Genomic DNA, 24,429 nt, shown 5'->3' with positions numbered 1-24,429 from the left:
GCGGTCAGGCGCCCTTGGCCCACTGCTTCTCGAAGGCCCAGACCTCGTCGAAGCCGATCAGCGAGCAGAACTCCTTGAAGTTGAAGATGCCCTCGGGCTCGCCGATGCCATGGTCCTTCAGGTCGCGCAGGGCCTTTTCCATGGCCGTTGCCGCCACCAGCGAGGTGAGCGAGGGATAGATGGCATAGGCATAGCCAATCTCTTCCAGCACCTTGGCCAGCGGGATCGGGGTCGATCCGCCATTGGCCATATTGGCCATCAGCGGCTTGTCGAAGGCGGCGCAGGCCTTGGCCATTTCCTCTTCGCTTTCCAGCGCCTCGGGGAAGAGCACATGGGCGCCGGCCTTGTCATAGGCTTCCATGCGGCGCATCGTGGCATCGAAGCCCTCGCTCTGGCGCGCGTCGCTGCGGGCGATGACGAGGAAGTCCTCGCTTTCGCGCGCGGCCACGGCCACCTTGATCTTCTCGACCATATCCTCGAGCGGGATCACCCGGCGGAAGGGCGTGTGGCCGCATTTCTTGGGGAATTCCTGATCCTCGATCTGGATCGAGGTGACGCCCGCCGCCTCATAGCCCTTCACCGTGTGATGCACGTTGAGCAGCCCGCCATAGCCGGTGTCGCCGTCCGCGATCACCGCGCTGTCGCTGGTGCGCACCAGCGTTTCCATGCGGTTCTTCATCTCGGTGTAGGTGGCGATGCCGGCATCGGGCAGGCCCCAGGCGCTGGCGGTGAGCCAGTAGCCGGTGCCATAGACGATGTCGAAGCCGACCTTGTTGGCGATGACGGCGGTAATCATGTCCTGAATGCCGGGCACGACGAAGAACTTGCCGCTGGCGAGCTTCTGGCGAAGGATGGGATTGGCCATGGGAATCTGTCCTCTGGGAAAAGCGCCCCCGGCGCGTGAAAGAGCCGGGGGCGTGAGGTGCTCGGCGGGCTCCGCCGGAAGCTGTGGTTACTCGGCCGCCTCGGCCAGCGGCGCGGCCCAGCGCGGGGCGATGGGCGCGGGCAGACCGGTCTCGGCAAGGCAATTGGCGCGCAGGGTTTCGAGATCGGGGCCGAAGTTGAAGGTTTCGATGGGGCCACGCTCGGCACGGATCTTGGCGCGCAGGGCATCGGTGGCGGCGGCATCGACGATAAAGCCGTTCGGGCCATCCGCCAGCACCACGCCATAGCGGCGCGCGCCCTCAACCGTGACCAGACCCTGCTTCAGCTCCTTGGCCAGCAGGGCGGGATCGCGCTCCAGCGCATCGCCCCAGCCGCCGCCGCCCCAGGTGATGAAGTGCAGCTTGTCACCGGCCTCGACGGGATAATCCTCCAGCTTGTTGCCCACGACCACTTCGCTGCCATCGGCCTTCACCAGCACCTTGCGGGCGCGGGCGCCGGGCAGGCCCCCATTGACGCCCCATGGCGGCACGAACCAGCGGTCGTCATGGATGGCGATCACGCCGTCCTCGAGGAAGCGATAGACCATCTCGATGCCATTGCCGCCGCGATGCAGGCCCGGGCCGCCGCTGTCGGCGACGGTTTCGTAGCGCTCGATCACCAGCGGGAAATAGCGTTCGAGGAATTCGTTGGGCACATTGGTGAAGCCGGGGAACAGCGAATGGCCATCGGGCCCGTCGCCCAGCGGACGGCCCGGAATGCCGCCAAAGCCGATCTGGAAGAGCTGGAACCACTCGCCCTTCCGGTCCGTGCCCGCGTAAAACAGATGCGGCGAGGAGGAGAAACCGGCGGCATTGAGGAACTCCGGCGTCTTCTGCCCCAGCAGGCCACCCAGAATGTCGAACAGACGGCCCAACACATGGGTGCGGCCCGACAGCGCGGCGGGGAAGCGCGGCTTCAGCAGCGATCCTTCGGGGATGCGCACATCGATCAGATCGTAATAGCCATCGTTAAACAGGATCTGCGGATCGAAGATCATGATCATGTAGATGCCGAAGAACATGCGCATCATGTTCTCATTGAGCAGCATGTTGATCGAGGCCTGCGACTGCGGATCGGTGCCGTCGAAATCCAGCACCACGCGGCCATTCTCACGCCACATGGTGCATTTGATTTTGTAGGGGCCGTAGCCGAGGCCATCGTCGCAGATGTAATCCTCGAAGCTGACCTTGTCTTCGCCGATGGAGCTGTTGATCAGCTGCTGCATGGCGCGATGGTTGCGCTCCAGCAGCAGATCGGTGGCGGCCACGAACATGTCGTCGCCGAAACGCTCGGCCATTTCCTCGATGCGGTGGGCGGCGACGCGGCAGGAGGCGATCAGCGCGTTCAGATCGGCCTTGCACCAGTCGGCGGTGCGCGACTGGTGCATCACCAGCTTGATCAGATCCTCATTGTAGACGCCTTGCTTCCAGATCTTCACCGGCGGAATGCGCACGCCTTCCTGAAAGATGCTGGTGGCATGGATCGGCATCGATCCGGGGACCATGCCGCCGATGTCGCTCTGATGGCCGAACATCGAGGTGTAGGCGATCAGGCGCCCGTCCTTGAACACCGGCAGCAGCACCAGCCAGTCATTGCAATGGCTGATCGCGCCGCCCACCGAATAGGGGTCGGAGAGGAAGATCATGTCGCCTTCCTCCACCGTGCCCTCATAGCCGTCGAGGAAGGGGCCGATGTAGCTGCCGAACTGGCCCACGACCATGCGGCCCTTGTGGTCGGCGATCAGCGGGAAGGCGTCACCCTGCTCGCGGATGCCGGGCGACATGGCGGTGCGCACCAGCGTGGCGTCCATCTCGATGCGGGCGTTGCGCAGCGCGTTTTCGATGATGTCGAGCGTGACGGGATCGACGGTGACGGGGGCGAAAGGCGTGTCATTCGCCTGGATGATCTGTGCGGGCATGGTGTTGCTCCCTTCAGGCGAGGTGGATCAGGATGTTGCCGACATGGTCGACCGTGCCGGTGCAATCGGCTTCGATCAGCGTGGTCGAGTCCATCTCGGTGACAATGGCCGGGCCGGGGATAATGTCGCCGGCGCGCAATTTGGCGCGGTCGTAGATCACGGCGGGGACCATCTTGTCCTTGTCCCACAGCTGATGGTCGCGGATTTTCGCGGCGGCCGGGTTGCCGTCGCCTTGCTCCAGCGCCGGGGCGGCCAGTTCGAGCGCCGGGCCCATGGCAACGGCGCGCAGGTTCACCAGCTCATGCGCGCTGTCCATGTTGAAGGTGAAGAGGCGGTGATGCTCGGCATCGAAGCGCGCGGTCACACCTTTCAGGCCATCCTTGCGCAGGGCTTCGGGATCGATCGAGAGCGGCACCTCGAAGGCCTGGCCCTCGTAACGCACATCGAGTTCGAACAGCGAGGTGATGTCGGCCTCGGCCACGCCTTCGGCCAGCAGTTCCTTGCGGGTCTGCGCGGCCATTTCTTCCAGCACGGCGATCACGCTGCTCTCGTCGGTGTCGGACACGCGGCGACTGAAGCTGCGCGCGGTTTCGGTGCGCATGCGGGTGGTGGCATCGCCCAGAGCGCAGAGCACGCCCGGCGAGACCGGCGAGACGGCGGGCCAGCTGCCCATCAGCTTCGCCACGGCATTGACATGCAGCGGCCCGGCGCCGCCAAAGCCCATCACCGCAAAATCGCGCGGGTCATAACCCTGCTGCACCGAGATCATGCGCAGCGCGCCGAACATGTTCTCGTTCACAATGTCGATGATGCCGCGCGCCGCTTCCATCAGGCCGATGCCCAGAGCGTCGGCGATGGTCTGCACCGCCTTCTTGGCGCCCTCGCGGTCGAGCTGGAAGGTGCCGCCCAGCAGGTTCTCGGGCAGATAGCCCAGCACCACATTGGCATCGGTCACGGTGGGCAGCGTGCCGCCCTTGCCATAGGCCACCGGCCCCGGCACCGCGCCCGCCGACTGGGGCCCCACGCGCAGCGCCTTGGTCAACTCTGGCACATAGGCGATGGAGCCACCGCCCGCGCCCACGGTCTTCACATCGAGCGCCGAAGCGCGGACCTGCAGGTGGCCGACCTCGGTGGTGCGCTGGCGGCGCGCCTCAAGGTTCTCGATCAGCGCAACGTCGGTGCTGGTGCCACCCACATCCAGCGTCAGGATGTTTTTGATCCCCGCATTGCGCCCCACCCAGATCGCGCCGGTGACGCCGCCCGCCGGGCCGCTCATCAGCAGGCTGACGGGATGCTCCTCGGATTTCTCGGACGACATCAGCCCGCCATCCGAGCGCAGCAGCGAAAGCGATCCGGCCATGCCATTGCCGCGCAGCCGGTCGCGCAGATTGCGGACATATTTGCCCACCACCGGGCGCACGCTGGCATTGGCGACGGTGGTGAGGGTGCGCTCATACTCCTGCATCTCGGGCAGCACCTCATGGCTGAGCGAGATGGGGATGTTCGGCATGATCTCGGCGGCGAGTTCACCCACGCGGGCCTCATGCGCGCCATTGAGATAGGCGTTGATCAGGCTGACGGTCAGCGCTTCCACGCCGCTGTCGCGCAGGGCGGTCAGCGCCTTGCGGATGCCGTCCTCGTCGATGGCGGCGATTTCCTTGCCCTGCGCGTCCATGCGCCCGGCGATCTCATGGGTGTCTTCCAGCGCGGCCAGCGGCTCGGGCTTGGGCCACACGATCCAGCCGGCCAGACCGCCCGGCACAAAGCTGCGCGCGATCTGCATGATCTGGCGATAGCCCTGGCTGGTGATGAGGCCGACGCGCGCGCCCTTGCCCTCCAGCACGGCATTGGTGGCCACGGTGGTGCCATGCAGGAAGAATTCCACATCCGCCGGGGTGACGCCCGCCTTGCCGCAGATCGCCGTCACGCCATTGAGGATGCCTTCGGAACTGTCATGCGGGGTGGAGGGGGTCTTGTGGCGCCAGAAGGCACCGCTTGTCTGGTCCAGCAGCAGCAGGTCGGTAAAGGTACCGCCGACATCAACACCCAATCTGTAGCTCATGGTATCCCCGGACGAATCGCTCCAGCCGATCCGGCGCCAGGCGCGGGCAGGCATGGAAAGTGGTCAAAAGGCCGAGCGGGCGATCCCGCCTCGGCAATGGACAATGGCTATCCTGATCCGCCACAAGCGCGTGGGGCTTGGCGCCCCTTATCCGCCCAGCGGTTTTTTGGCGGGCGGAAATGGTCATAGTGGCCCGCACAGGGGCACACCGGGGCGAGCGATGAAAAGGATATGCCTGTGAGTTTCACCCTTTCCGATCTTTCTCCCGCCAATCAGGCCTTTCTGGCCCGCCGCGCACAAGGGCAGGGCCTGCTGATCGCGGGCGACTGGCGCGAGGCGGAGGGCGCGCGCAGCTTTGCCACGCTGGACCCGGCGACCGGGCTGGAAACCGGGCGCATCGCTCAGGCCAGCGCGGCGGATGTGGATCAGGCGGTGGCTGCCGCCGCCGCCGCCCTGCCCGGCTGGCGCGCGACGGTGCCGGTGCAGCGCGCGCAGATCCTCTGGAAGATCGCCGAGCTGATCGAGGCCAACATCGATGATCTGGCGCAGCTGGAAACGCTCGATCAGGGCAAGCCGCTGTTCGTGGGCCGCTGGGCGGAGATTCCGGGCGCCGCCAACCAGTTCCGCTTCTTTGCCGGGCAGGCGATGAACATCGAGGGCAACACGCTCGAAAGCTCGATCAACTATCAGCCCGCAGGCAAGCAGATGCGCACATGGACGGTGCGCGAGGCCGTGGGCGTGGTGGCGGCCATCGTGCCGTGGAACTCGCCGCTGGTGCTCACGGCGATGAAGCTGGCCCCCGCGCTGGCGGCAGGCTGCACGCTGGTGCTCAAACCCGCCGAGGACACCTCGCTGACCGCGCTGCGCCTGGCCGAGATCATGGCCGAGGCCGGTCTGCCCGCCGGTGTGCTGAATGTGGTGACCGGTTTCGGCGCCGAGACGGGCGCCACGCTGGCCGCCCATCCGCAGGTCGACAAGATCGCCTTCACCGGCTCCACCGCCACGGGCCGCGCGGTGCTGGACGCCGCCAAGACCAATTTCAAGCGCGTGACGCTGGAGCTGGGCGGCAAGAGCCCCTCCATCGTGATGCCCGATGCCGATCTCGATCTGGCGATCCCCGGCGTGGCCAATGCCATCTTCTTCAACGCCGGGCAGGTGTGCATCGCGGGCTCGCGGCTTTATGTGCATCGCTCGATCCACGATCAGGTGGTCGAGGGCGTGGCGGCCTATGCCAAAAGCCTGAAGCTGGGCCATGGCCTGCTGCCCGACACGCAGATGGGCCCGGTGGTCTCGCTGCGCCATGCCGAGCGGGTGGAGGGTTTCGTCACCCGCGCCAGAAACGAGGGCGCCACCATCCTGACCGGCGGGCAGCGCACCGGCGAGGCGGGCACCTTCATCACCCCCACCGTGCTGACCGATGTGCGGGCGGATATGGAAGTGGTGCGCGAGGAGGTCTTCGGCCCGGTGCTGGTCGCCCAGCCTTTTGACGAGGTGGAAGAGGTGATCGCGGCGGCCAATGACAGCCCCTTCGGTCTCGCCTCCAGCATCTGGACCGAAAGCCTGAGCAACGCCCACCGCATGGCCGCCGACATCCGCGCGGGCACGGTGTGGATCAACTGCCATGCCATGTATGACGCCAGCCTGCCGATCGGCGGCGTCAAGGCCTCGGGCTGGGGGCGTGACAGCGGCAAGCAGGCCATGGACAATTATCTGGAATGGAAGACCGTATGCGCCGTCGTCTGATCCCCGGCCTGCCCGCGGAGATCCACCTGTGACCACCATCGATCCGGCCCTCTTCCGTCAGGTGCTGGGCCATTACCCCACCGGCGTCGCGGTGATCACCGCGACCGGGGAGGATGCGCCCCACACCATGGTGGTGGGCAGCTTCACCTCGGTCAGCCTCGATCCGCCGCTGGTGGGGTTTCTGCCCGGCAAAACATCGACCACATGGCCGCTGATCGAGGCAACCGGCCATTTCGGCGTCAATGTGCTGGGCGCGAACCACGGCGATCTGTGCCGCCAGCTGGCGGGCAAGGCCGATCGCATGGCCGGGGTGGACTGGCATGTCGGTGAGCATGGGGTGCCGCTGCTCGACGAGGCGCTGGTGACCATCGCCTGCCGCATCGCCTGGGTGCATGAGGCGGGCGACCATCACTTCGTGCTGGGGCAGGCTCTGGGCATGGCGGTGCGCCGCGATGGCGCGCCGATGCTGTTTCACAAGGGCCGTTATGGCGGTTTCGCCCCGCTGGGCTGAGCATTTCCACAAGGACATATCACGATGGACCATTTGACCACCTTGCGGGCCGAGGGCTGGCTGCGCGAAACCCATGCCATCGGCGGTGCATGGCCCGAGGCGGCGAGCGGCGAGCGCTACCCCGTCCTCAACCCCGCCACTGGCGAGAGCATCGGCACCATTGCCTGGGGCGGCGCGGCGGACACGCGCGCGGCCATCGCTGCGGCGCAGGCGGCCTTCGGCGCATGGTCGATGACGCTGGCTGCCGAGCGGGCCGAGGCCCTCTCGCGCATGGCCGGGCTGATCCGTGAGCATGCCGATCTGCTGGCGGCGATGCTGACGCTCGAACAGGGCAAGCCGCTGGCCGAGGCGCGCGGTGAGGTGCTGCAGGGCGCCGCCTATGTCCAGTGGTTCGCCGAGGAGGCGCGCCGCACCAATGGCGAGATCATTCCCTCCCCGTGGAAAGACCGTCAGATTCTGGTGACGAAGGAGCCGGTGGGCGTTGTCGCCGCGATTTCGCCGTGGAATTTCCCTTTCTCGATGCTGTCGCGCAAGGTGGCTCCGGCGCTGGCCGCCGGATGCACCGTGGTGGTCAAGCCGTCCGAACTGACGCCCTATTGCGGGCTGGTCTGGGCGGTGCTGGCCGAGAAGGCGGGCGTTCCGGCGGGCGTGGTCAATGTGGTGACTGGCGATGCAGCGGCCATCGGCGGCGAGCTGACCGCCAATCCGCTGGTCCGCAAGCTGACCTTCACGGGTTCGACGCGGGTGGGCAAGCTGCTCTATCAGCAGTCCGGCGAGACGATGAAGAAGCTCTCGATGGAGCTGGGCGGCAATGCGCCTTTCATCGTCTTTGACGATGCCGATCTGGACCGCGCGGTGGAGGGGGCCATCGCCGCCAAATATCGCAATGCGGGGCAGACCTGCGTCTGCACCAACCGTTTCTACGTGCAGGACGGCATCTATGATGCCTTCGCCAGGCGCCTGACCGAGCGGGCGGCCGCGATGAAGCCGGGCAACGGGCTTGAACCCGGCGTGGAGCAAGGGCCGCTGATCAATGAGGCTGCCGTGGCGAAGGTGGAGGCCCATGTCGCCGATGCGCTGGCCAGGGGCGGCACGTTGATGGCGGGCGGGCGCCGGCATGTCCCCGGCGGCACATGGTATGAGCCCACGGTCATCGCGGAGGCGAGCGACGAGATGCTGATCGCCCGTGAGGAAACCTTCGGTCCGGTGGCGGCCCTGTTCCGTTTCACGCAGGAGCAGGATGCGGTGACGCGGGCCAATGCCACGCCCTATGGGCTGGCGGCCTATGTCTACACGCGGGATCTGGCGCGGGCCTTCCGGGTCTCGCGGGCGTTGGAGACGGGGATGGTCGGCCTCAATGAAGGGCTGATCACCACCGAGGTCGCGCCCTTTGGCGGGGTGAAGGACAGCGGGATCGGTCGCGAAGGGGCACGTCAGGGGATCGAGGAATTCCTCACCCTGAAATATGTCAGCCTGGGGCTGTAAGACCGTGGGCGGCGGCCTTGGCGGCGCGGGTGTTCCCGGGCCCTGACCGCCAGCCGGACAGACCGCCATGGATGACCCGGGGGCCAGCGCCTGAGTCCTAGCATGATGCCTTTGGCGGTCGGTCGAGGGTGTGTTGTCCAGCCATGTCTGCTGTGGCGCTCTCCGTTTCGTCGCGACCGGTCTTTGGGATAACCACGAAGGAACCTCACCGATGAAGCGATGCATTTTGGCGATGTTCCTGGCAGGCGCGATGACGGCGGGCTTTTCAGGGGCTGACGCCGCGCCTGCGCCGCCCTCCACCATCGCCATCGATGGCGGGCGGGTGATCCGCCCTGCGGCTGACGCTGAAGGCATCACCAGCTTCAAGGGCCTGCCTTATGCCGCGCCGCCGGTCGGGCCCCGGCGCTGGAGGCCGCCCGCGCCGGTCGTGCCCTGGGCGCAGCCGCGAAAAGCCGATACCTTCGGGGCCGATTGCTTTCAGGCGGTGTCTGGGGAGAGCCCCGCGTCGCGCCCGCGTTCGGAGGATTGCCTCTATCTCAACGTGTGGACGCCGGCGGGACGGAATGCGGCCAAGCTGCCGGTCTATGTCTGGTTCCACGGCGGTGGATCGCGTGTCGGCTCCGGTGCGCAGCCCGGTTTCGATGGCAGCGCCATGGCCCGCAAGGGCATTGTGGTGGTGACGGTCAACTATCGCCTTGGCCCCCTCGGTTTCCTCTCCACGCCGGAGCTGAGTCGCGAGAGCCTGCATGGCGCCTCGGGCAATTACGGCTTTATGGACGATCTGGCGGCGTTGCGCTGGGTAAGGCGCAACATCGCCACTTTCGGAGGAGACCCCGCGCGGGTGACGATCGGCGGCGAATCCTCGGGCTCGGTCACCACCAGCGTGCTGATGGTTTCGCCGCAGGCCAAAGGGCTGTTCCAGCGGGCGATCGGGGAAAGCGGGTCGTCGTTGCGGGTTCACGAATATGGCAGCATGGGCGCCACCAGTCTGGCCGATGAAGAGGCCAAGGGCGGCAAGCTGATGGCAGCCCTGGGGGTGGGCAATCTGGCCGGGATGCGGGCGGCCTCGGCGCAGCATGTGCTGGATGCCTCGGTCCGCGCCGGAACCTTCTACAATCTGCCGGTGGTCGATGGCGCGCTGCTGCCCGATGCGCCATGGCGCATCTTCGCCCGGCACCGGCAGAATGACGTGCCGCTGCTCGTGGGCTGGAACGCGCAGGAGGGCTCGGTCAATCTGCTGATGGGGCGCAAGCCTTTTTCGGAGCTGCTCAAGGGCTATTACGGCGCGGAGGCGGCGCGCATCGCGCCCTTTTACGCGGCCCGGTCCGAGGATGACCTGCAGGCCTATGTTCGCGCGGCGGGAGACAATGGCATCGCCTATGGCACCTGGAAATGGGCCTATGCCCAGACGCTGAGCGGGCGTCAGCCGGTCTATGCCTATGAATTCGACCATGCGCCGCCGATCCCGGCGGGCACCTTCGGTCCACATTTCGATGTGAGGCTGGCGGGCGCCTTCCATGGCGCGGAAATTCCCTATGCCTTCGATACGCTGGCCTCCAGGCCGGACTGGGCGGTGACGGATGTGGATCGCGCCATCGCCGCCACCATGTCGGCCTATTGGGTCAATTTCATCAAGACCGGAAATCCGAACGGCAGGGGGCCGGGCGGCGCGGGGCTGGCGCTCTGGCCACGCTATACGCCGGGCCCGGCGGCGCAGCGGATGAGGATCGCGGCGGTCAGCCATGCCGAAGCCGATGCCGATTTTGCACGCTTTCTGGCCATCAAGCAGGCGCATGATCGCATCGACCCGGCCGATCCGGTTGCTCCCACGAAACGCCGATAAAGCGGAGGCTTGCACAAGGGGCGGGATCGGGTCGTCACATTCGCTCCCGGCGCGCTGGATGGCGCGCACGGCCAGGCGCTGACATCCGCCTGCCGGCAGGTTGTGATACATTGTCACATTGTCGCAACAGTTGCTGCATAACAGCCTTTTATGCCTGATCTTTTCCCCCTGTCGCGCCGTGCCCTCGTCGGTGGCCTTTCGCTCAGCCCCTTCATTCTGACGTCCGCCCGGGCGCAGACGCTGGGCTTCACCGATTATCCCTTCACGCTGGGCGTCTGCGCGGGCGATCCTGCCGTCGATGGCTTCGTGCTCTGGACCCGCCTCGCGCCGCGGCCGTTCGAACCGCAATATGGCATGCCGATGAAGCCGGTGGCCGTCGACTGGGAGGTGGCCGAGGACGAAGGCTTTCACAAGCCCGTGGCCAAGGGCACCGAGATCGCCCGCCCGGAACTGGGCCATGCCATCCATGCCGAAGTGGCGGGGCTGAAGCCGGGCCGCTCCTATTGGTATCGCTTCCATTGCGCGGGCCAGAAGAGCCTGACCGGCCGCGCCGCCACGCTGCCCGCTCTCGGCGCGTCGGTGGAGCGGGTGCGCTTCGCCGCCGTGGGCTGCCAGCATTATGAGGCGGGCTGGTACACCGCTTTCCGCCATGCCGCGCAGGAAGATCTGGATTTCTTCTTCCATTACGGCGATTTCATCTACGAATATTCGCCCGGTTTCGCGCTGGACGCGCATCATCAGCCGGTCGATCCGGTGCGCCGCTATCTGGGCGCGGAGCCCTTTTCGCTCGATGCCTATCGCCTGCGCTATGCCCAGACCGCGCTCGACACCGATCTGCAGGCCGCCCGCGCGGCGCATCCCTGGTTCTGCACCTATGACGACCATGAGGTGCAGAACAACTGGGCGGGCGAGTGGGATCAGAACGGCACCCCGCCCGAGCTGTTCATCACCCGCCGCCGCATGGCGCTTCAGGCCTGGTATGAGCATATGCCGGTGCGCCGCTCGACGATGGCGCGCGACGGGACGGTCGATTTCCACCAGCGCGCCGATTACGGCGATCTGCTGCGCCTGCACCTGCCCAACACCCGCCTCTATCGCAGCGATCAGCCCTGCGGTGACAATTACCAGCTGGTCTGCGCGGCGCAGGTCTCGCCAAGCGCGCAGATGATCAACCCCGAGCAGGAAAGCTGGCTCAATGCCGGTTTCGCCCAGAGCCATCAGCGCTGGCAGGGGCTGGCGCAGCAGGTGATGATGTGCCCGCTCGACCGCCGCGGGCCGGACGACAAGCAGACCGCGCCGACCTACAATATGGACAGCTGGGCGGGCTATCAGGCGCAGCGCGAAAGGCTGTTCGGCCTGTTCGGTCGCAGCCGCAATGTGGTGGTCGTCACCGGCGACGAGCATGAGAATTACGCCAATGACCTGATGGTGGGCGAGAAGGTGGTGGCCTCCGAATTCGTCTCCACCTCGATCACCTCGGGCGGGGACGGCCATGATCTGCGCCCCGGCATCGAGCGCTGGATGGCCGACAATCCCTTCCTCAAATGGACCAATGACCGGCGTGGCTATGTGGTGAGCGAGATCACGGCGGCCTCTTGGATCGGCCATTACCGCACGGTGGACGCCGTGTCGCGCCGGGACATGCCGATCAAGACGGCGGCCAGCTGGGCGGTGGAGGCCGGAAAGCCGGGGCTGGTGCGGGCCTGACGGGGGCGCCACAGGCAAAACCGGTGCGGCGCATCTGGCCATCGGCATAGGTCAGCGTCGTGCGCCGGAGGGCATGGCGCGGTCATGACCCGCGCCAGATCGGATGGCTGCGGCGCGGGGCAGCTGGCGGTCTATGCCGCCTCGCCAGCCAGCGTTTCGATCACCTCCACGCCATGCGCCTTGCAGGCTGCCTTCAGCCCTTCATCCACCACGCGGTCGCAGACGTAGAAGTCGATGGCCTCCATGCCGCAGACCCGCACCGGGGCCGCGCGGCCCTCCTTGGAGGAATCCGCCACCAGAATGACCTTGCGCGCGTTGCGGATGATCGTTTGCGAGACCTCCACCTCATCGATGGCGAAGTCCAGCAGCGTGCCGTCCGAGGCCAGAGCGGAGATGCCGATCAGCGCGTAATCGACGCGGAAATTCTCGATGAAGCGCATCGCCAGCGCGCCGACCACCGCACGATCCTGCGTGCGCACCGTGCCGCCCACGCAGACCAGATCGACCGAGCCATGGCTGCTGAGCGCATCCACCACATTGAGATTGTTGGAAATCACCATCAGATCGCGATGATGACTGAAATTGGCCGCCACCGCTTCCGTGGTGGTGCCGATGTTGATGAACAGCGAGGAGCCATCCGGGATCAGCGCCGCCGCCGCGGCGCCGATGCGGGCCTTGGCATGGGCGGCCACGGCGCGGCGCGTGTCATAGGCGATGTTGTTCACGCCCGAGGCCACCAGCGCGCCGCCATGAATGCGGGAGAGCAGGGCCTGATCGGCCAGCACGTTCAAATCCCGGCGGATGGTCTGGGGGGTGACGGCAAGGCGCTCGGCCAGATCCTCCACCGCCACGCTGCCGGCGTTGCGGGCGATCTCCAGAATGCGGGCGCGGCGGCGGGCGATGGCGTCGTCCTGATTGTCCGTCACAGTGCTCACCATCGCCTCCTTGTCGTTGCTGTCGATGGCCTTAAACCCCGTGGCGTCGAGGTCAATCGCGGGCCAGATAGGCTTCCAGCGCCTGCGCCGTGCCTTGCGGCACATGCAGGCCCAGCTTGCTGCGGCGATAGAGAATGTCCTGCGCGGTGCAGGCCCATTCGGCTGCCACCAGATAATCCACCTCGCGCGTGTGGAGGCCGCCGCCCAGATCGGCGCCCAGATCCTCCGGCGTCCGCGCCGTGCCCAGCAGCTTGAAGACGCAGGTGCCATAGGCGCGGGCCAGACGATGCAGCAGCGCGGGCGCCAACTGCGGGTAACGCGCGACCAGGCTGGCCACGAATGCTTCGAAATCCCCATCGGGCAGGTCGCCGCCTGGCAGGGTGGCGCCCGCCGTCCATGGCGCGCTGGCCTGTGGGAAGAGCGGGGCGATATGCTCCATCGCGTGTTCGGCCAGCTTGCGATAGGTGGTGATCTTGCCGCCAAACACGCTGAGCATCGGGGCCTTGCCCTCACTTTGATCGAAATCCAGCACATAGTCGCGCGTCACCGCCGAGGCATTGGCGGCGTGATCGTCGTAAAGCGGGCGGATGCCGGCATAGCTCCACACGATGTCGGCGGGGGAGACCTCGCGCTCGAAATAGCGGTTCACCGTCTCGCAGAGATAGTCGATCTCGCTCTGGCTGATCTCGGCCTTGCCCGGCGGTGCGTTCCACGGTTCGTCGGTGGTGCCGATCAGGGTGAAGTTCTGCTCATAGGGAATGGCGAAAACGATGCGGCGGTCCGGGTTTTGCAGCATGAAGGCGTGGTCGCCTTCATAGAGCCGGGGCACCACGATATGGCTGCCCTTGATCAGCCGCACGCCGCGATCGTTGCGCGCCCGGCCCAGCCTGCGCAGCACGGCATCGACCCATGGCCCCGCCGCATTCACCAGCACCCTGGCGCGCACCTGACGCTGACCCATCCCATCCTCGATGGTGGCCAGCCACCGATCGCCCTGCGATTGCGCACTGACCAGGCGGGTGCGGGTGCGGATCTCTGCCCCGCGCGCGGCGGCATCCATCGCGTTGAGGACGGTCAGGCGGCTGTCCTGCACCCAGCAGTCGGAATAGACGAAGGCGCTGCCTTTCCCTCTCGCGCCGCGCTTCAGGCCATGGCCCTGCGGGGCGCGGTCCAGATCCAGTTTTTGCGTGCCGGGCAGCTTTTTGCGGCCCCCCAGATGGTCGTAGAGAAACAGGCCCAATCGCACCATCCACGCCGGGCGCGGCGATTGCGACTGCGGCAGCACAAAGCGCAGCGGCCAGATGATATGCGGGGCCATGCCCAGCAGGCGCTCGCGCTCGATCAGCGCCTCGCGCACCAGACGGAATTCGTAATACTCCAGATAGCGCAGGCCCCCATGGATCAGCTTGGTGCTGGCCGAGGAGGTGTGGCTGGCCAGATCCTCAGCCTCGACCAGCAGCACCGACAGGCCCCGCCCCGCCGCATCGCGCGCGATGCCCGCGCCATTCACGCCGCCGCCCACGATCAGCAGGTCATAGGTCGGTTCGGCGGGGCTGGGGGGTGTGGCCATGGCGTTCGTCTTTCGGAGTGAGTCCATTAAATTTTTCGAATGCGAAAATATGACCGCATTATCGAAAATGCAAACGAAACTGTTGACGCTGGGTCGAAAGCGTGTGCAGATGGCGAAAACCAGCGAAAACGCCCCCGGCGCAGACGGTGAGAGGATGGACATGACCCTGGACCACAAGCTGCGCGGCGAGCTGATCGCGGAGGTGATCGCCGTGGCGATCATCATCACGCTGGGCGATTGCGCGGCGGCGATGATCACGCTTTACGATCCCAGCCCCTATGCCACCGCCTATTGGGGCGTGTGCATCGCCTGGGGTCTGGCGGTGACGCTGGCCATTTTCGTGACCGGCGCGGTTTCGGGCACCCATGCCAATCCGGCGGTGACACTGGCGCTGACGTTGTTTCGCGGCTTTCCCAAAGAGAAGGTGCTGCCTTACTGGATTGCTCAGGTGATCGGCGGCTTCATCGGCGCGGCGCTGGTGCTTCAGCTCTATCACCCGGTGATCGACGCCTACAACGCCGCCCATGGGCTGACGCGCGCGGGCGGCGGGGCGGCGGGGGTGTTCTTCACCCATCCCGGGCCGCATATCCTGCCGATGCATGCCTTCTGGGACGAGGTGGTGCTCACCGCGATCCTGCTGCTGGGCATTTTCGCCATCACCGACGAATACAACACCAGCGCCCCCATGGCCAATTCCGGCGCGCTGATGATCGGCCTGCTGGTGGCCTGCATCGGGGCTTGCGGCGGCTATCTGGAGGCCTGGCCGATCAACCCCGCGCGTGACCTTGGCCCGCGTCTGCTGGCGTGGCTGGCCGGGTGGGACGCCTCGGCCTTTCCCGGGCCCGACAATTACTGGTGGGTGCCGGTTGCCGCGCCGCTGCTGGGCGGTGTCGTGGGGGCGGGCATCTATCAGCTTCTGATCAAGCCCTACTTGCCCAGGGACCGCAAGATCCTGCACTAAGCCGCCCGCTTTCGGAGAATGCCTGATGACCCAAGCCCGCCATATTCTCGCCATCGATCAGGGCACGACCTCGACGCGCTCGATCGTCTTCGACGATGCCGCGCGCCCGGTCGCCACCGCGCAGAGCGAGTTCGCGCAGCATTACCCCGAGCTGGGCTGGGTGGAGCATGATCCCGAAGACATCTGGCGCGACACGCTCTCCACCGCGCGCGAGGCCATCGAGAAGAGCGGCGTGGGCGCGGGCGGCATCGCGGGCATCGGCATCACCAACCAGCGCGAGACGGTGGTGGTGTGGGAACGCGCCAGTGGCAAGCCCATCCACAACGCCATCGTCTGGCAGGACCGCCGCACCGCGCGCCTCTGCGCCGAGCTGAAGGCCGATGGCGCGGAGCCCGATGTCCGCGCGCGCACCGGCCTGCTGCTCGACCCCTATTTTTCGGGCACCAAGCTGGCGTGGATTCTCGATCATGTGGAAGGGGCGCGGGCGCGGGCCGAAAAGGGCGAGCTGGCCTTCGGCACCATCGACAGCTTCCTGCTCTGGCGCCTGACCGGCGGCAAGGTGCATGCCACCGATGTGACCAATGCCGGGCGCACCCTGCTCTACAACATCCGCGAGCAACGCTGGGACGAGGAGCTGTGCCGGTTGCTGCGCGTGCCGATGCAGCTGCTGCCGCAGGTTCACGACAACGCCCATATCTTCGGCGCCACGGACAAGAGCCTGCTGGGCGCGGAAATTCCCATCGCGGGGATCGCCGGGGATCAGCAGGCGGCGCTGTTCGGTCAGGCCTGTTTCCAGCCGGGCATGGTGAAATCCACCTATGGCACGGGCTGCTTCATGCTGCTCAACACCGGCGCGCAGGCGCTGGATTCGCAGCATCGCCTGCTCACCACCCCCGCCTATCGCCTGAACGGGCAGATGACCTATGCGCTGGAAGGCTCGATCTTCGTGGCGGGGGCGGCGATCAAATGGCTGCGCGACGGCATCGGCGTGATCACCAGCGCCCGCCAGACCAACGATATGGCCACGCAGGTGCCCGACAACAATGGCGTCTATATGGTCCCGGCCTTCGTGGGCCTTGGCGCGCCGCATTGGGATCCGGATGCGCGCGGCGCGATCTTCGGCCTGACTCTGGGCGCGACCCAGGCCCATCTCGCCCGCGCCGCACTGGAGGCGGTGGCCTATCAGACGATGGATCTGGCCAGCGCGATGACCGAGGACGGCGGCGCCCGGCCCGAAGCCCTGCGCGTGGACGGCGGCATGGCGGCCAACGACTGGCTGTGCCAGTTTCTGGCCGATATGCTCGATGCGCCGGTGGAGCGGCCTGTCCATCTGGAGACCACGGCGCTGGGCGCGGCGTTCCATGCGGGCCTTGCGACGGGGCTGTGGCCCGATCTCGATGCGCTGGCGGCAACCTGGACTCAGGGCGACCTGTTCAAGCCGAATATGAAAAAGGCCGAGCGCGAAAAACTGGCCGCCGGCTGGCAGGATGCGGTGCGCCGCACGCTGTGACGGCGCAAGGGGGCGCCAGGCCCCCTTGGCGCGCGGCGTGATGTGAGGCGCAGCGCAGGCCACGTTTCCCCTCATTTAGCCGGACTAACGGCTTGGCCAGCGCCCTGGAGGCGCGCGTTTGGCGTTCCTTGCGCTTGTTTCTTCGCGGCTTGGCGAAGCGCAAGGCTGCAGCATCGCGCCTTTCAGTCCATTGCCTCTCCCGCATTTATGGTTTACCTGTAAATCCATAATTTGCAGACGCGCATGAACGCGGAAGGAGAGGGGCGTGATGACGGGCTTTACGGGGCATGAGGTTTCGCGGCGTGGCTTCGTTCAATGCGCGGCCTGCACGGCTGCGGCCACACCGTTCATGGTGGCCGCGCCGGGGGCGCTGGTTGCGCCGCCGCCCGCGGGGGGCGCGGAGGCGTTCCATGAATTTCCCTATGGCGCGGTGCGGCTGACCGGCGGGGTGATGAAGCGTCATTACGATCATATCCATGCCCATTATCTGGCGCTGGACAATGACCGGCTGCTCAAGGTCTTCCGGCAGAATGCGGGTCTGGCCGCGCCGGGCCCCGATATGGGCGGCTGGTATGACGCGGATGGCTTCGTGCCCGGTCTGGCCTTCGGGCAATATGTCTCCGGTCTGGCGCGGATCGCGGCGACCACGGGCGATCCGGCGACGCGGGCGAAAGTGGCGGCGCTGGTCAACGGCTTTGGCGAGGCGCTCGTGGCCGCCCGCAACCCCTATGCCGGGCCCAAGGCGCAGCAGCAGTGGGCCGCTTACGTCATGGACAAATATGTCGTCGGCCTGATCGACGCCTATCGCCTCTGCGGGGTGGAGCAGGCCAAGGCCCTGCTGCCCGTCGTCATCGACAAATGCATGCCCTATATCTCGCCGGTTTCGCGCGATCGGGTGGGGAAGCTCGATCCGCCTTACGATGAAACCTATGTTCTGCCCGAGAATCTCTTCCTCGCGGCGGAGATCATCGGCGACGATACATACCGGGCGCTGGCGGTGAAATATCTGCTGGATCGTGAGTGGTTCGATCCTCTGGCCGCCGGTCGGGATGTGCTGCCCGCCAAACATGCCTATAGCCATATGATCGCGCTGAGTTCGGGCGCGCAGGCCTATCTGCATCTGGGCGACACGAAATACCGTCAGGCGCTGGTGAACGCGTGGCGCTTTCTGGAGCAGCAGCGCTTCGCCAGCGGCGGCTGGGGGCCGGAGGAGCAGTTCGTGACGCCCCATGAGGGCAGGCTGGCCGCCAGCCTCGCCTCGTCCAAGGCGCATTTCGAGACGCCCTGCGGCAGCTTCGCCGATATGAAGCTGGCGCGTTATCTCACCCGCTTCACCGGATCGCCCGCCTATGGCGACGGGCTTGAACGCACGCTCTACAACACGATCCTCGCCACGCGCTTTCCGGACAGCGACGGCGGCTATCCCTATTATTCGAACTACGGCCCGGATGCTCAGAAGGTCTATTACCAGCAGAAGTGGCCGTGTTGCTCCGGCACGCTGGTGCAGGGCGTTGCCGATTATGTGCAGGGGCTCTACTTCCACGACGATCGCACGCTGATGGTCAACATGTATGCCAGTTCCGACCTGCGCTGGGAGCGGCCCGGCGGCGCCGTGGAGATCAGCCAGCACACCGACTATCCGGCCAGCGACAGCGTGCGGCTGACCATCCGCAACCCCGGCGATGGCGGTTTCGCGATGAAGCTGCGCATTCCGGCCTGGGCCAAGGGCGCGACAGTGCGTGTCGGCGGGCAGGCGCAAGCGGTGGAGCCGGGCAGTCTGGCGACCGTGAGCCGGGCATGGAAGCAGGGCGATGTGTTGGAACTGACTCTGCCGCAAAAGCTGCGCGTTCTGCCCATCGACGATCACAATCCCAACATGGCGGCGGTGATGCGCGGCGCGGTGATGTATGTCGGCCTCAACCCGTGGGAGGGCATCGGCGGCCAGTCGATTGCTCTGCCCGCAGCGCTGTCTCCCATGCCGGGGGAGGCGGAAGCCTATCGGGCCTCTGTTGCGGGGCGCGATCTCGTGTTCATCCCCTATTTTCAGGTGCAGAGCGAGCGCTACGCGACCTACTTCCAGATCGCCTGACAGAACGGACACTTTGCAGCCCGCGGGCCGCCGGTCGCATTGCGCCGGAGGTTTTCGTCCTTGCTCGCGCGGAAGAACCCAACAGAAGCAGCGCTTTCCTGAAAAAAGCGCAGCAGCGCAAAAAGGAGATTGCCTGTTTATAGGCGCATGATATGTTTGCATGCAAATGAGTCAGATCGCTCAGGAGAGCCGATAAAGGTCCGGCGCGATCGATGACGGGGAATGAATGGATGACCGCCCAGCGGGCTTGCTCATGGACAACGGGCAAGACAAGGGCGGCATACGGGAGGATGAGTGACATGAAGGCGAAGTATCTTCTCTGCGGTGTTGCGTTCTGTTCGCTGGCGGGGCTGGCGCACCCCGCGCTGGCCCAGAACGCAGCGGGCGCCCGCCCGGATGCGTCAGCGGCAACGCCCGCCCCCGCCAACCCTCAGGGGCCGGCGGATGCGGACACGCCGCAGATCATCGTGACCGGCGTGCGCGCCAGTTTGCAGAGCGCACAGAACATCAAGCGCAACGCGTTTTCCATCGTCGACTCGATCGTCGCCGAGGACATCGGCAAGCTGCCCGACAACAATGCGACCGAAGCGCTGCAGCGCGTGACCGGCGTGCAGGTGTCGCGCGATGTGGGCGAGGGCGGGGCCATCGCCATTCGCGGTCTGCCGCAGGTCGAAACCACGCTGAACGGCCGCGAGACCTTCACCGCCGGGGGCGGCCGCACCTTCAACCTTCAGGACTTCCCCGCCGAGCTGATCTCGCGCATCGATGTCTACAAGTCGGTGACGGCGGATCTCATCGAGGGCGGCCTTGGCGGCACGGTCGATCTGCGCACGCGCCGGCCGCTCGACTTCAAGGGCTTCACCGCCAGCGGCACCGCCCGCTACAATTATGCCGATCTCATCAAGAAGGGCGCGCCCAGCGCCTCGGTCCTCGTCTCCGACCGCTGGGATACCTCCATCGGCGAGATGGGCCTGCTGGGCAGCTTCTCCTATCAGGAGCGCCAGTACCGGCAGGACATCGACAGCACCGGCGCCCCCACGCCGCGCAACGATCTCGTCGCGGGGCAGAGCGTCTTCGCGCCCAACGGCAGCAATCAGGTGCTGGTCACCGGCAAGCGCCAGCGGATCGGCGCCAACGCCGCCTTCCAGTGGCATCCTTCCACCGAGCTGGAGGTGCTGGTCGAAGGCCAGTATCAGCGCTTCACCACCACGCAGAACCAGTACAATGCGCTGGTGACCACGGCGGGCGCCACGCCTGTCGCGGGCAGCGCGACGCTGTTTGCCGGCACGAACAACCTGCAGCAGGCCAGTTACAGCAACGTGCCCTTCACCGCTGGCGGTACGGCGCGTGACACGCAGGATGAGAACAAGTCGATCTCGGCCAATGTGAAGTGGACCCACGATCGCCTCACGCTGACGGGTGACGCCACCTACACCACATCGACCAGCGATCTCTATTACACCGAACTCGACCTGACGCGCACGGTGCCGACCTTCACCCAATTCGTCGGGACCAATCCGCCGTCCTCCTCCACGCCGGGCGTCGACCTGTCCAACCTTGCCGGTTACACGGTCGGCGCGCTCACCCGGAACGAAAACCACTATAAGGGTGACGAGAAAGCCTTCCGGCTGGACGCCGCCTATGCGTTCGACGGTCCGCTCAAATCGATCGAGGCGGGCTTCCGCTATGCGCAGCGCACGGTGGCTCAGGTCAATCCCCTGCGCTACACCGGCCGCACCACGAGCACGAACCCGGCCGCTTATGGCAATCTCTTCCAGCAGAACGCCTATAACAACTTCTACACGCGCGGCGCCAGCGCGGTCGATTTCCAGCGCAATTACCCTTACGCCAACCCCGGCATCCTGCGGAACGACTTCTCGGGCGTGCTCAGCCAGCTGGGCCTGACCGGCGCGCTGGCGCCTTCCTCGACCTCGGTCAACAGCCAGCTTGCCGCCTTCAATGGCGCGGAAAAGACCTATGCCGGCTATCTGCTGGCGAAGTTCGGTTTCGATGCCGGCGTGCCGGTCGATGGCAATGTCGGCGTGCGTTACGTCAAGACCCAGCTGTCGATCACCGGCAACCAGCTGCGCACCACCACCAATGCGGCAGGCGTGCTGACCCCGGTGGTGCCCAATGTCGTCGATCCGACCTCCACCTCAAGCTCCTATGACAACTGGTTGCCCAGCGCGAATGTGCGCTTCCATCTGGCCGAGCATCTCCAGCTGCGCCTTGCCGGATCGCGCACGCTGACCCGCCCGGACTTCAGCCAGCTCTCGCCCGCGCTCACCGTGGTGCCCGGGCAGCTGGCCGCCAGCCAGGGCAATCCGGCGCTCTCGCCGATCCTTTCGACCAATGCCGATGCCTCGCTGGAATGGTATTTCGGCAAGTCCAGCTCGCTCTATGCCGCCACCTTTTACAAGCGCGTGAAGGGCTTCATCTTCACCCGTTCGACGCCGAACGTCTCGATCGGCGGGCTTGACGGCTACACCTTGTCGCGCCCCGAGAATGCGGGAACGGGCAGCGTGAAGGGCGTGGAAGTCGGCTATCAGCAGTTCTTCGATTTCCTGCCCGGCGCGTTCTCCGGTCTGGGCCTGCAGGCCAATTACACCTATGCCGAAAGCTCGGCGCCGACCTCGCTGGTCGGTTTCACGGCGGCGCTGCCCCAGCTCTCCAGGCACAGCTACAACCTCGCGGGCATCTATGAGAAGGGGCCGATCTCCGCGAGAATCGCCTACAACTATCGCTCCAGCTTCCTGTCGAGCATTCTGGCGGGCGCCTTCACGCCCACCGGCGGCACCACCCAGTCCTACATCTTCCCGGTGATGACCAAGGGCTATGGCTGGCTCGACGCCTCGATCAACTTCGATGTGACCAAGAACCTCACGGTCAGCCTCGATGCGCAGAATCTGCTGCGCACCCAGATCCAGCAATATTACCAAACGCCGACCCGCCCCGGCCAGTATACCATTGATGACACGCAATATATGATCGGCATCCGCTGGAAGCTGTAACACCGAACCCTCCCTGGGCCCGCGTGCGATGCGCGCGGGCTCTTTTTTGTTTGGGGCGACAGCCTGCACATCCGGTCGCCTGTTTCCGCCAAGGCGCGTGACGGGGGGCCAAAGGATCGTTAGATGCATTCGTGCAGTCCGGATCGCGATGCCGATCCAGCAACAGAGGCACGATTGATGAGCGAACAAGTCCTTTCCTCCGAAGAGCGCCGCCAGAAATATTCTGTCCCTGCGTTGGAGAAAGGTCTGGATATCATAGAGCGGCTGGCGGAAGAGGCGGTGCCGGTCACCCAGTCTCAGCTGGCGCGCACCCTGGGGCGCCAGCCCGGCGAGCTGTTCCGCATGCTGGCCTGCCTTGAGGGTCGCAACTATGTCCGCCGCGATCCCGGCACGGGCGGCTATATGCTGACGCTCAAGCTGTTCGAACTCTCGCGCATCCACTCGCCCTATGAGGCCCTGCTGACCGCCGCGCGGCCCTATATGCGCCAGCTTTCCGATACGGTGCGTGAAAGCTGCCACCTCAGCGTGTTGAACCGTGACCATGTGCTGGTTCTGGCGCAGGAGGAAAGCCCCAAGCCCTTTCGCCTCTCGGCCGAGGTCGGTTCGGTCCATTCGCCCTTTCGCACCACCTCGGGGCGTTTGCTGCTGGCCTCTTTGCCCGAGCAGCAGCGCGCCGCACTGCTCGCCGGAAGCGAGGAATGGGCCCGGCTTGGCAAGGCCGAGCGCAAGACGCTGGAAGAGCGGCTTGAGACCATCGCGGAACAGGGCGTCGCCATTTCGGTGGGCGAGCGCTTCTTCGGCTGCGCGGATGTGGGCGTGCTGGTGGGCGGGCAGGGCCATTCGGTGGCCGCGGCCCTGACCATCGCCGTGCTGATCGATGCGGGCAAGAGCGCCGATGTCGCTCACCTTGTCGAGCCTCTGCGCGAGGTGGCCGAGGCGATCAACCGCACCATCGGCCTGAGCGCGCAAACCGACTGAGAAGAGCCTTGCCCTGTTTGCAAATGAGCATATGATTTGCAGACAAACAAAGGGTGAGGATCGAATGGGTGACGCGTATCAGGATTCGGCGCAGGATCACGGCGCCTTGGCAGGCGATGCATATGCCTTGGGGGCAACACGCCGGCAGCTGCTGATCGGCGGCGCGGCGCTGGCAGGCTCAACGGCGCTGTCCGCCAAAGTTCCGGCGATGCGCGACCCCGTGGCCGCCTGCCGCACGCCGCACAAGCTGGGGCGCCTTGTGCTCAAGGGATCTGGCAACGCGGGGGCGTTCGATTGGAAAAGCGTCGATTGCCCCTTCGTGTTCAGCGCCGATGGCCGCTTTCACATGTTCTATACGGGCTTCGACGGCACCGGCTATCAGACCGGCCTTGCCGTCTCCGACGATCTGGTCAACTGGGAGCGCAAGGGGCTGGCCATGGCGCGCGATCCCCATGACCCGGTGACCCGCTACAACATCTCCTCGGCCTCGATCCTGCGTGAGAACGGCCTGTGGTCGGCCGGGCGGCTGACCAGAGTGCATGGCCGCTATCTGGCGGCATGGCATGCCTATCCCAGCGCGGGCTATGAGGAAGGGGCGGCGGTGATCGGCCTCGCCTGGAGCGACGACCTGATCCACTGGGAGCGGACCGCGCCGATCCTGCGCCCGGAGGATGGCGCCGAATGGGAGCGCGGGGGCCTCTACAAGCCGAACCTCATCCGCCATGGCGACGAATATCTGCTGTTCTACAACGCCAAGACGAGCGAGAAGCGCTGGCACGAACAGACCGGTCTGGCCACCTCGCGCGATCTCAAGACCTGGACGCGGCACCCCGCGAACCCGCTGCTGCGCAATGGCCCGGCAGGAGCATGGGACGACCGCTTCGCCAGCGACCCTGCGGTGTTTCAGGTGGGCGACAGATGGGCGATGTTCTATTTCGGCCTGTCCTCGGACGGCAAGGCGCGCGAGTTGCTGGCGCTGGGTGACGATCCTTTCACCTTCCGCAAGGTGCCCGAGATTCTCGTCGATCCCGGCGCGCCGGGCGCGGTCGATCATCCTTATGCGCACAAACCTTCGCTGATCGCGCATCAGGGCGATCTTTATCATTTCTACTGCGCGGTCGGTGGAGCGTGGCCACATGAGGTGCGCGGCATCTCGGTCGCGCGGTCCCGGCCTTGGTGACC

Annotated in this window: 16 protein-coding genes; 11 read left to right on the top strand and 5 right to left on the bottom strand. The window is 66.0% G+C overall.

What is annotated here, in order from left to right:
- Positions 1 to 4: 4 nt before the first annotated feature.
- From SR3_RS12110 to SR3_RS12100, 3 genes are all read right to left on the bottom strand, one after another.
- Complete coding sequence (locus SR3_RS12110) at positions 5 to 865, bottom strand: isocitrate lyase/PEP mutase family protein (protein WP_068085968.1); 861 nt, start codon at positions 863 to 865, stop codon at positions 5 to 7.
- An 87-nt stretch (positions 866 to 952) separates the two neighbouring features.
- The gene (locus tag SR3_RS12105; protein WP_068085965.1) at positions 953 to 2,842 is read right to left on the bottom strand and encodes a hydantoinase B/oxoprolinase family protein; all 1,890 of its coding nucleotides are present in this window, start codon (positions 2,840 to 2,842) and stop codon (positions 953 to 955) included.
- A 13-nt stretch (positions 2,843 to 2,855) separates the two neighbouring features.
- A complete protein-coding gene (locus SR3_RS12100) occupies positions 2,856 to 4,904 on the bottom strand; it encodes a hydantoinase/oxoprolinase family protein (RefSeq protein WP_068086071.1) in 2,049 nt (682 codons plus the stop codon).
- Positions 4,905 to 5,141: 237 nt separating this feature from the next.
- Between SR3_RS12100 and SR3_RS12095 the strand changes: the two genes are divergently transcribed.
- From SR3_RS12095 to SR3_RS12075, 5 genes are all read left to right on the top strand, one after another.
- A complete protein-coding gene (locus tag SR3_RS12095) occupies positions 5,142 to 6,647 on the top strand; it encodes an aldehyde dehydrogenase family protein (protein ID WP_407668164.1) in 1,506 nt (501 codons plus the stop codon).
- Positions 6,648 to 6,675: 28 nt separating this feature from the next.
- Positions 6,676 to 7,158: a flavin reductase family protein gene (locus SR3_RS12090; protein WP_068085958.1), complete on the top strand. Its 483-nt coding sequence runs from the start codon at positions 6,676 to 6,678 to the stop codon at positions 7,156 to 7,158.
- A 24-nt stretch (positions 7,159 to 7,182) separates the two neighbouring features.
- Positions 7,183 to 8,643, top strand: a complete 1,461-nt coding sequence (locus SR3_RS12085) for an NAD-dependent succinate-semialdehyde dehydrogenase (RefSeq protein ID WP_068085956.1) — start codon at positions 7,183 to 7,185, stop codon at positions 8,641 to 8,643.
- 211 nt (positions 8,644 to 8,854) lie between these two features.
- Complete coding sequence (locus tag SR3_RS12080; protein WP_084455465.1) at positions 8,855 to 10,486, top strand: carboxylesterase/lipase family protein; 1,632 nt, start codon at positions 8,855 to 8,857, stop codon at positions 10,484 to 10,486.
- 150 nt (positions 10,487 to 10,636) lie between these two features.
- On the top strand, positions 10,637 to 12,193 hold the full coding sequence (locus tag SR3_RS12075; RefSeq protein ID WP_068085950.1) for an alkaline phosphatase D family protein: 1,557 nt from the start codon (positions 10,637 to 10,639) through the stop codon (positions 12,191 to 12,193).
- A gap of 131 nt (positions 12,194 to 12,324) precedes the next feature.
- Here the strand turns inward: SR3_RS12075 and SR3_RS12070 are convergent, their stop codons facing one another.
- Both SR3_RS12070 and SR3_RS12065 read right to left on the bottom strand, forming a co-directional pair.
- Positions 12,325 to 13,128: a DeoR/GlpR family DNA-binding transcription regulator gene (locus tag SR3_RS12070; protein ID WP_307560919.1), complete on the bottom strand. Its 804-nt coding sequence runs from the start codon at positions 13,126 to 13,128 to the stop codon at positions 12,325 to 12,327.
- Between the two features lie 52 nt (positions 13,129 to 13,180).
- The gene (locus SR3_RS12065; protein ID WP_068085939.1) at positions 13,181 to 14,698 is read right to left on the bottom strand and encodes a glycerol-3-phosphate dehydrogenase; all 1,518 of its coding nucleotides are present in this window, start codon (positions 14,696 to 14,698) and stop codon (positions 13,181 to 13,183) included.
- 160 nt (positions 14,699 to 14,858) lie between these two features.
- Here SR3_RS12065 and SR3_RS12060 point away from each other — a divergent pair, with 160 nt between their 5' ends.
- From SR3_RS12060 to SR3_RS12035, 6 genes are all read left to right on the top strand, one after another.
- Complete coding sequence (locus SR3_RS12060) at positions 14,859 to 15,659, top strand: MIP/aquaporin family protein (RefSeq protein WP_084455475.1); 801 nt, start codon at positions 14,859 to 14,861, stop codon at positions 15,657 to 15,659.
- Between the two features lie 25 nt (positions 15,660 to 15,684).
- Positions 15,685 to 17,169, top strand: a complete 1,485-nt coding sequence (gene glpK / locus SR3_RS12055) for a glycerol kinase GlpK (protein ID WP_068085936.1) — start codon at positions 15,685 to 15,687, stop codon at positions 17,167 to 17,169.
- Positions 17,170 to 17,437: 268 nt separating this feature from the next.
- Positions 17,438 to 19,258, top strand: coding sequence for a beta-L-arabinofuranosidase domain-containing protein (locus tag SR3_RS12050; RefSeq protein ID WP_068085933.1), 1,821 nt, complete (start codon positions 17,438 to 17,440; stop codon positions 19,256 to 19,258).
- Positions 19,259 to 19,557: 299 nt separating this feature from the next.
- Positions 19,558 to 22,269 (top strand): TonB-dependent receptor, encoded by a 2,712-nt coding sequence (locus SR3_RS12045; RefSeq protein ID WP_068085930.1) that lies wholly within the window; start codon positions 19,558 to 19,560, stop codon positions 22,267 to 22,269.
- Between the two features lie 177 nt (positions 22,270 to 22,446).
- Positions 22,447 to 23,247, top strand: coding sequence for an IclR family transcriptional regulator (locus SR3_RS12040; protein ID WP_169805618.1), 801 nt, complete (start codon positions 22,447 to 22,449; stop codon positions 23,245 to 23,247).
- 64 nt (positions 23,248 to 23,311) lie between these two features.
- Positions 23,312 to 24,427 (top strand): glycoside hydrolase family protein, encoded by a 1,116-nt coding sequence (locus tag SR3_RS12035; protein ID WP_218018815.1) that lies wholly within the window; start codon positions 23,312 to 23,314, stop codon positions 24,425 to 24,427.
- Positions 24,428 to 24,429: the final 2 nt, after the last annotated feature.

The organism is Novosphingobium rosa NBRC 15208, assembly GCF_001598555.1.
GTDB lineage: Bacteria > Pseudomonadota > Alphaproteobacteria > Sphingomonadales > Sphingomonadaceae > Novosphingobium > Novosphingobium rosa.
This window is presented reverse-complemented; position numbering and strand designations above follow the sequence as displayed.

What these genes read in the sequence shown, in the direction of transcription:
- SR3_RS12100 (WP_068086071.1), bottom strand. Translation starts at nt 4,904, where the DNA reads ATGAGCTACAGATTGGGTGTTGATGTCGGCGGTACCTTTACCGACCTG.
- SR3_RS12065 (WP_068085939.1), bottom strand. Translation starts at nt 14,698, where the DNA reads ATGGCCACACCCCCCAGCCCCGCCGAACCGACCTATGACCTGCTGATC.
- SR3_RS12045 (WP_068085930.1), top strand. Translation starts at nt 19,558, where the DNA reads ATGAAGGCGAAGTATCTTCTCTGCGGTGTTGCGTTCTGTTCGCTGGCG.
- SR3_RS12075 (WP_068085950.1), top strand. Translation starts at nt 10,637, where the DNA reads ATGCCTGATCTTTTCCCCCTGTCGCGCCGTGCCCTCGTCGGTGGCCTT.
- SR3_RS12110 (WP_068085968.1), bottom strand. Translation starts at nt 865, where the DNA reads ATGGCCAATCCCATCCTTCGCCAGAAGCTCGCCAGCGGCAAGTTCTTC.
- SR3_RS12085 (WP_068085956.1), top strand. Translation starts at nt 7,183, where the DNA reads ATGGACCATTTGACCACCTTGCGGGCCGAGGGCTGGCTGCGCGAAACC.
- SR3_RS12105 (WP_068085965.1), bottom strand. Translation starts at nt 2,842, where the DNA reads ATGCCCGCACAGATCATCCAGGCGAATGACACGCCTTTCGCCCCCGTC.
- SR3_RS12040 (WP_169805618.1), top strand. Translation starts at nt 22,447, where the DNA reads ATGAGCGAACAAGTCCTTTCCTCCGAAGAGCGCCGCCAGAAATATTCT.
- SR3_RS12035 (WP_218018815.1), top strand. Translation starts at nt 23,312, where the DNA reads ATGGGTGACGCGTATCAGGATTCGGCGCAGGATCACGGCGCCTTGGCA.
- SR3_RS12050 (WP_068085933.1), top strand. Translation starts at nt 17,438, where the DNA reads ATGACGGGCTTTACGGGGCATGAGGTTTCGCGGCGTGGCTTCGTTCAA.
- glpK (WP_068085936.1), top strand. Translation starts at nt 15,685, where the DNA reads ATGACCCAAGCCCGCCATATTCTCGCCATCGATCAGGGCACGACCTCG.
- SR3_RS12060 (WP_084455475.1), top strand. Translation starts at nt 14,859, where the DNA reads ATGACCCTGGACCACAAGCTGCGCGGCGAGCTGATCGCGGAGGTGATC.
- SR3_RS12080 (WP_084455465.1), top strand. Translation starts at nt 8,855, where the DNA reads ATGAAGCGATGCATTTTGGCGATGTTCCTGGCAGGCGCGATGACGGCG.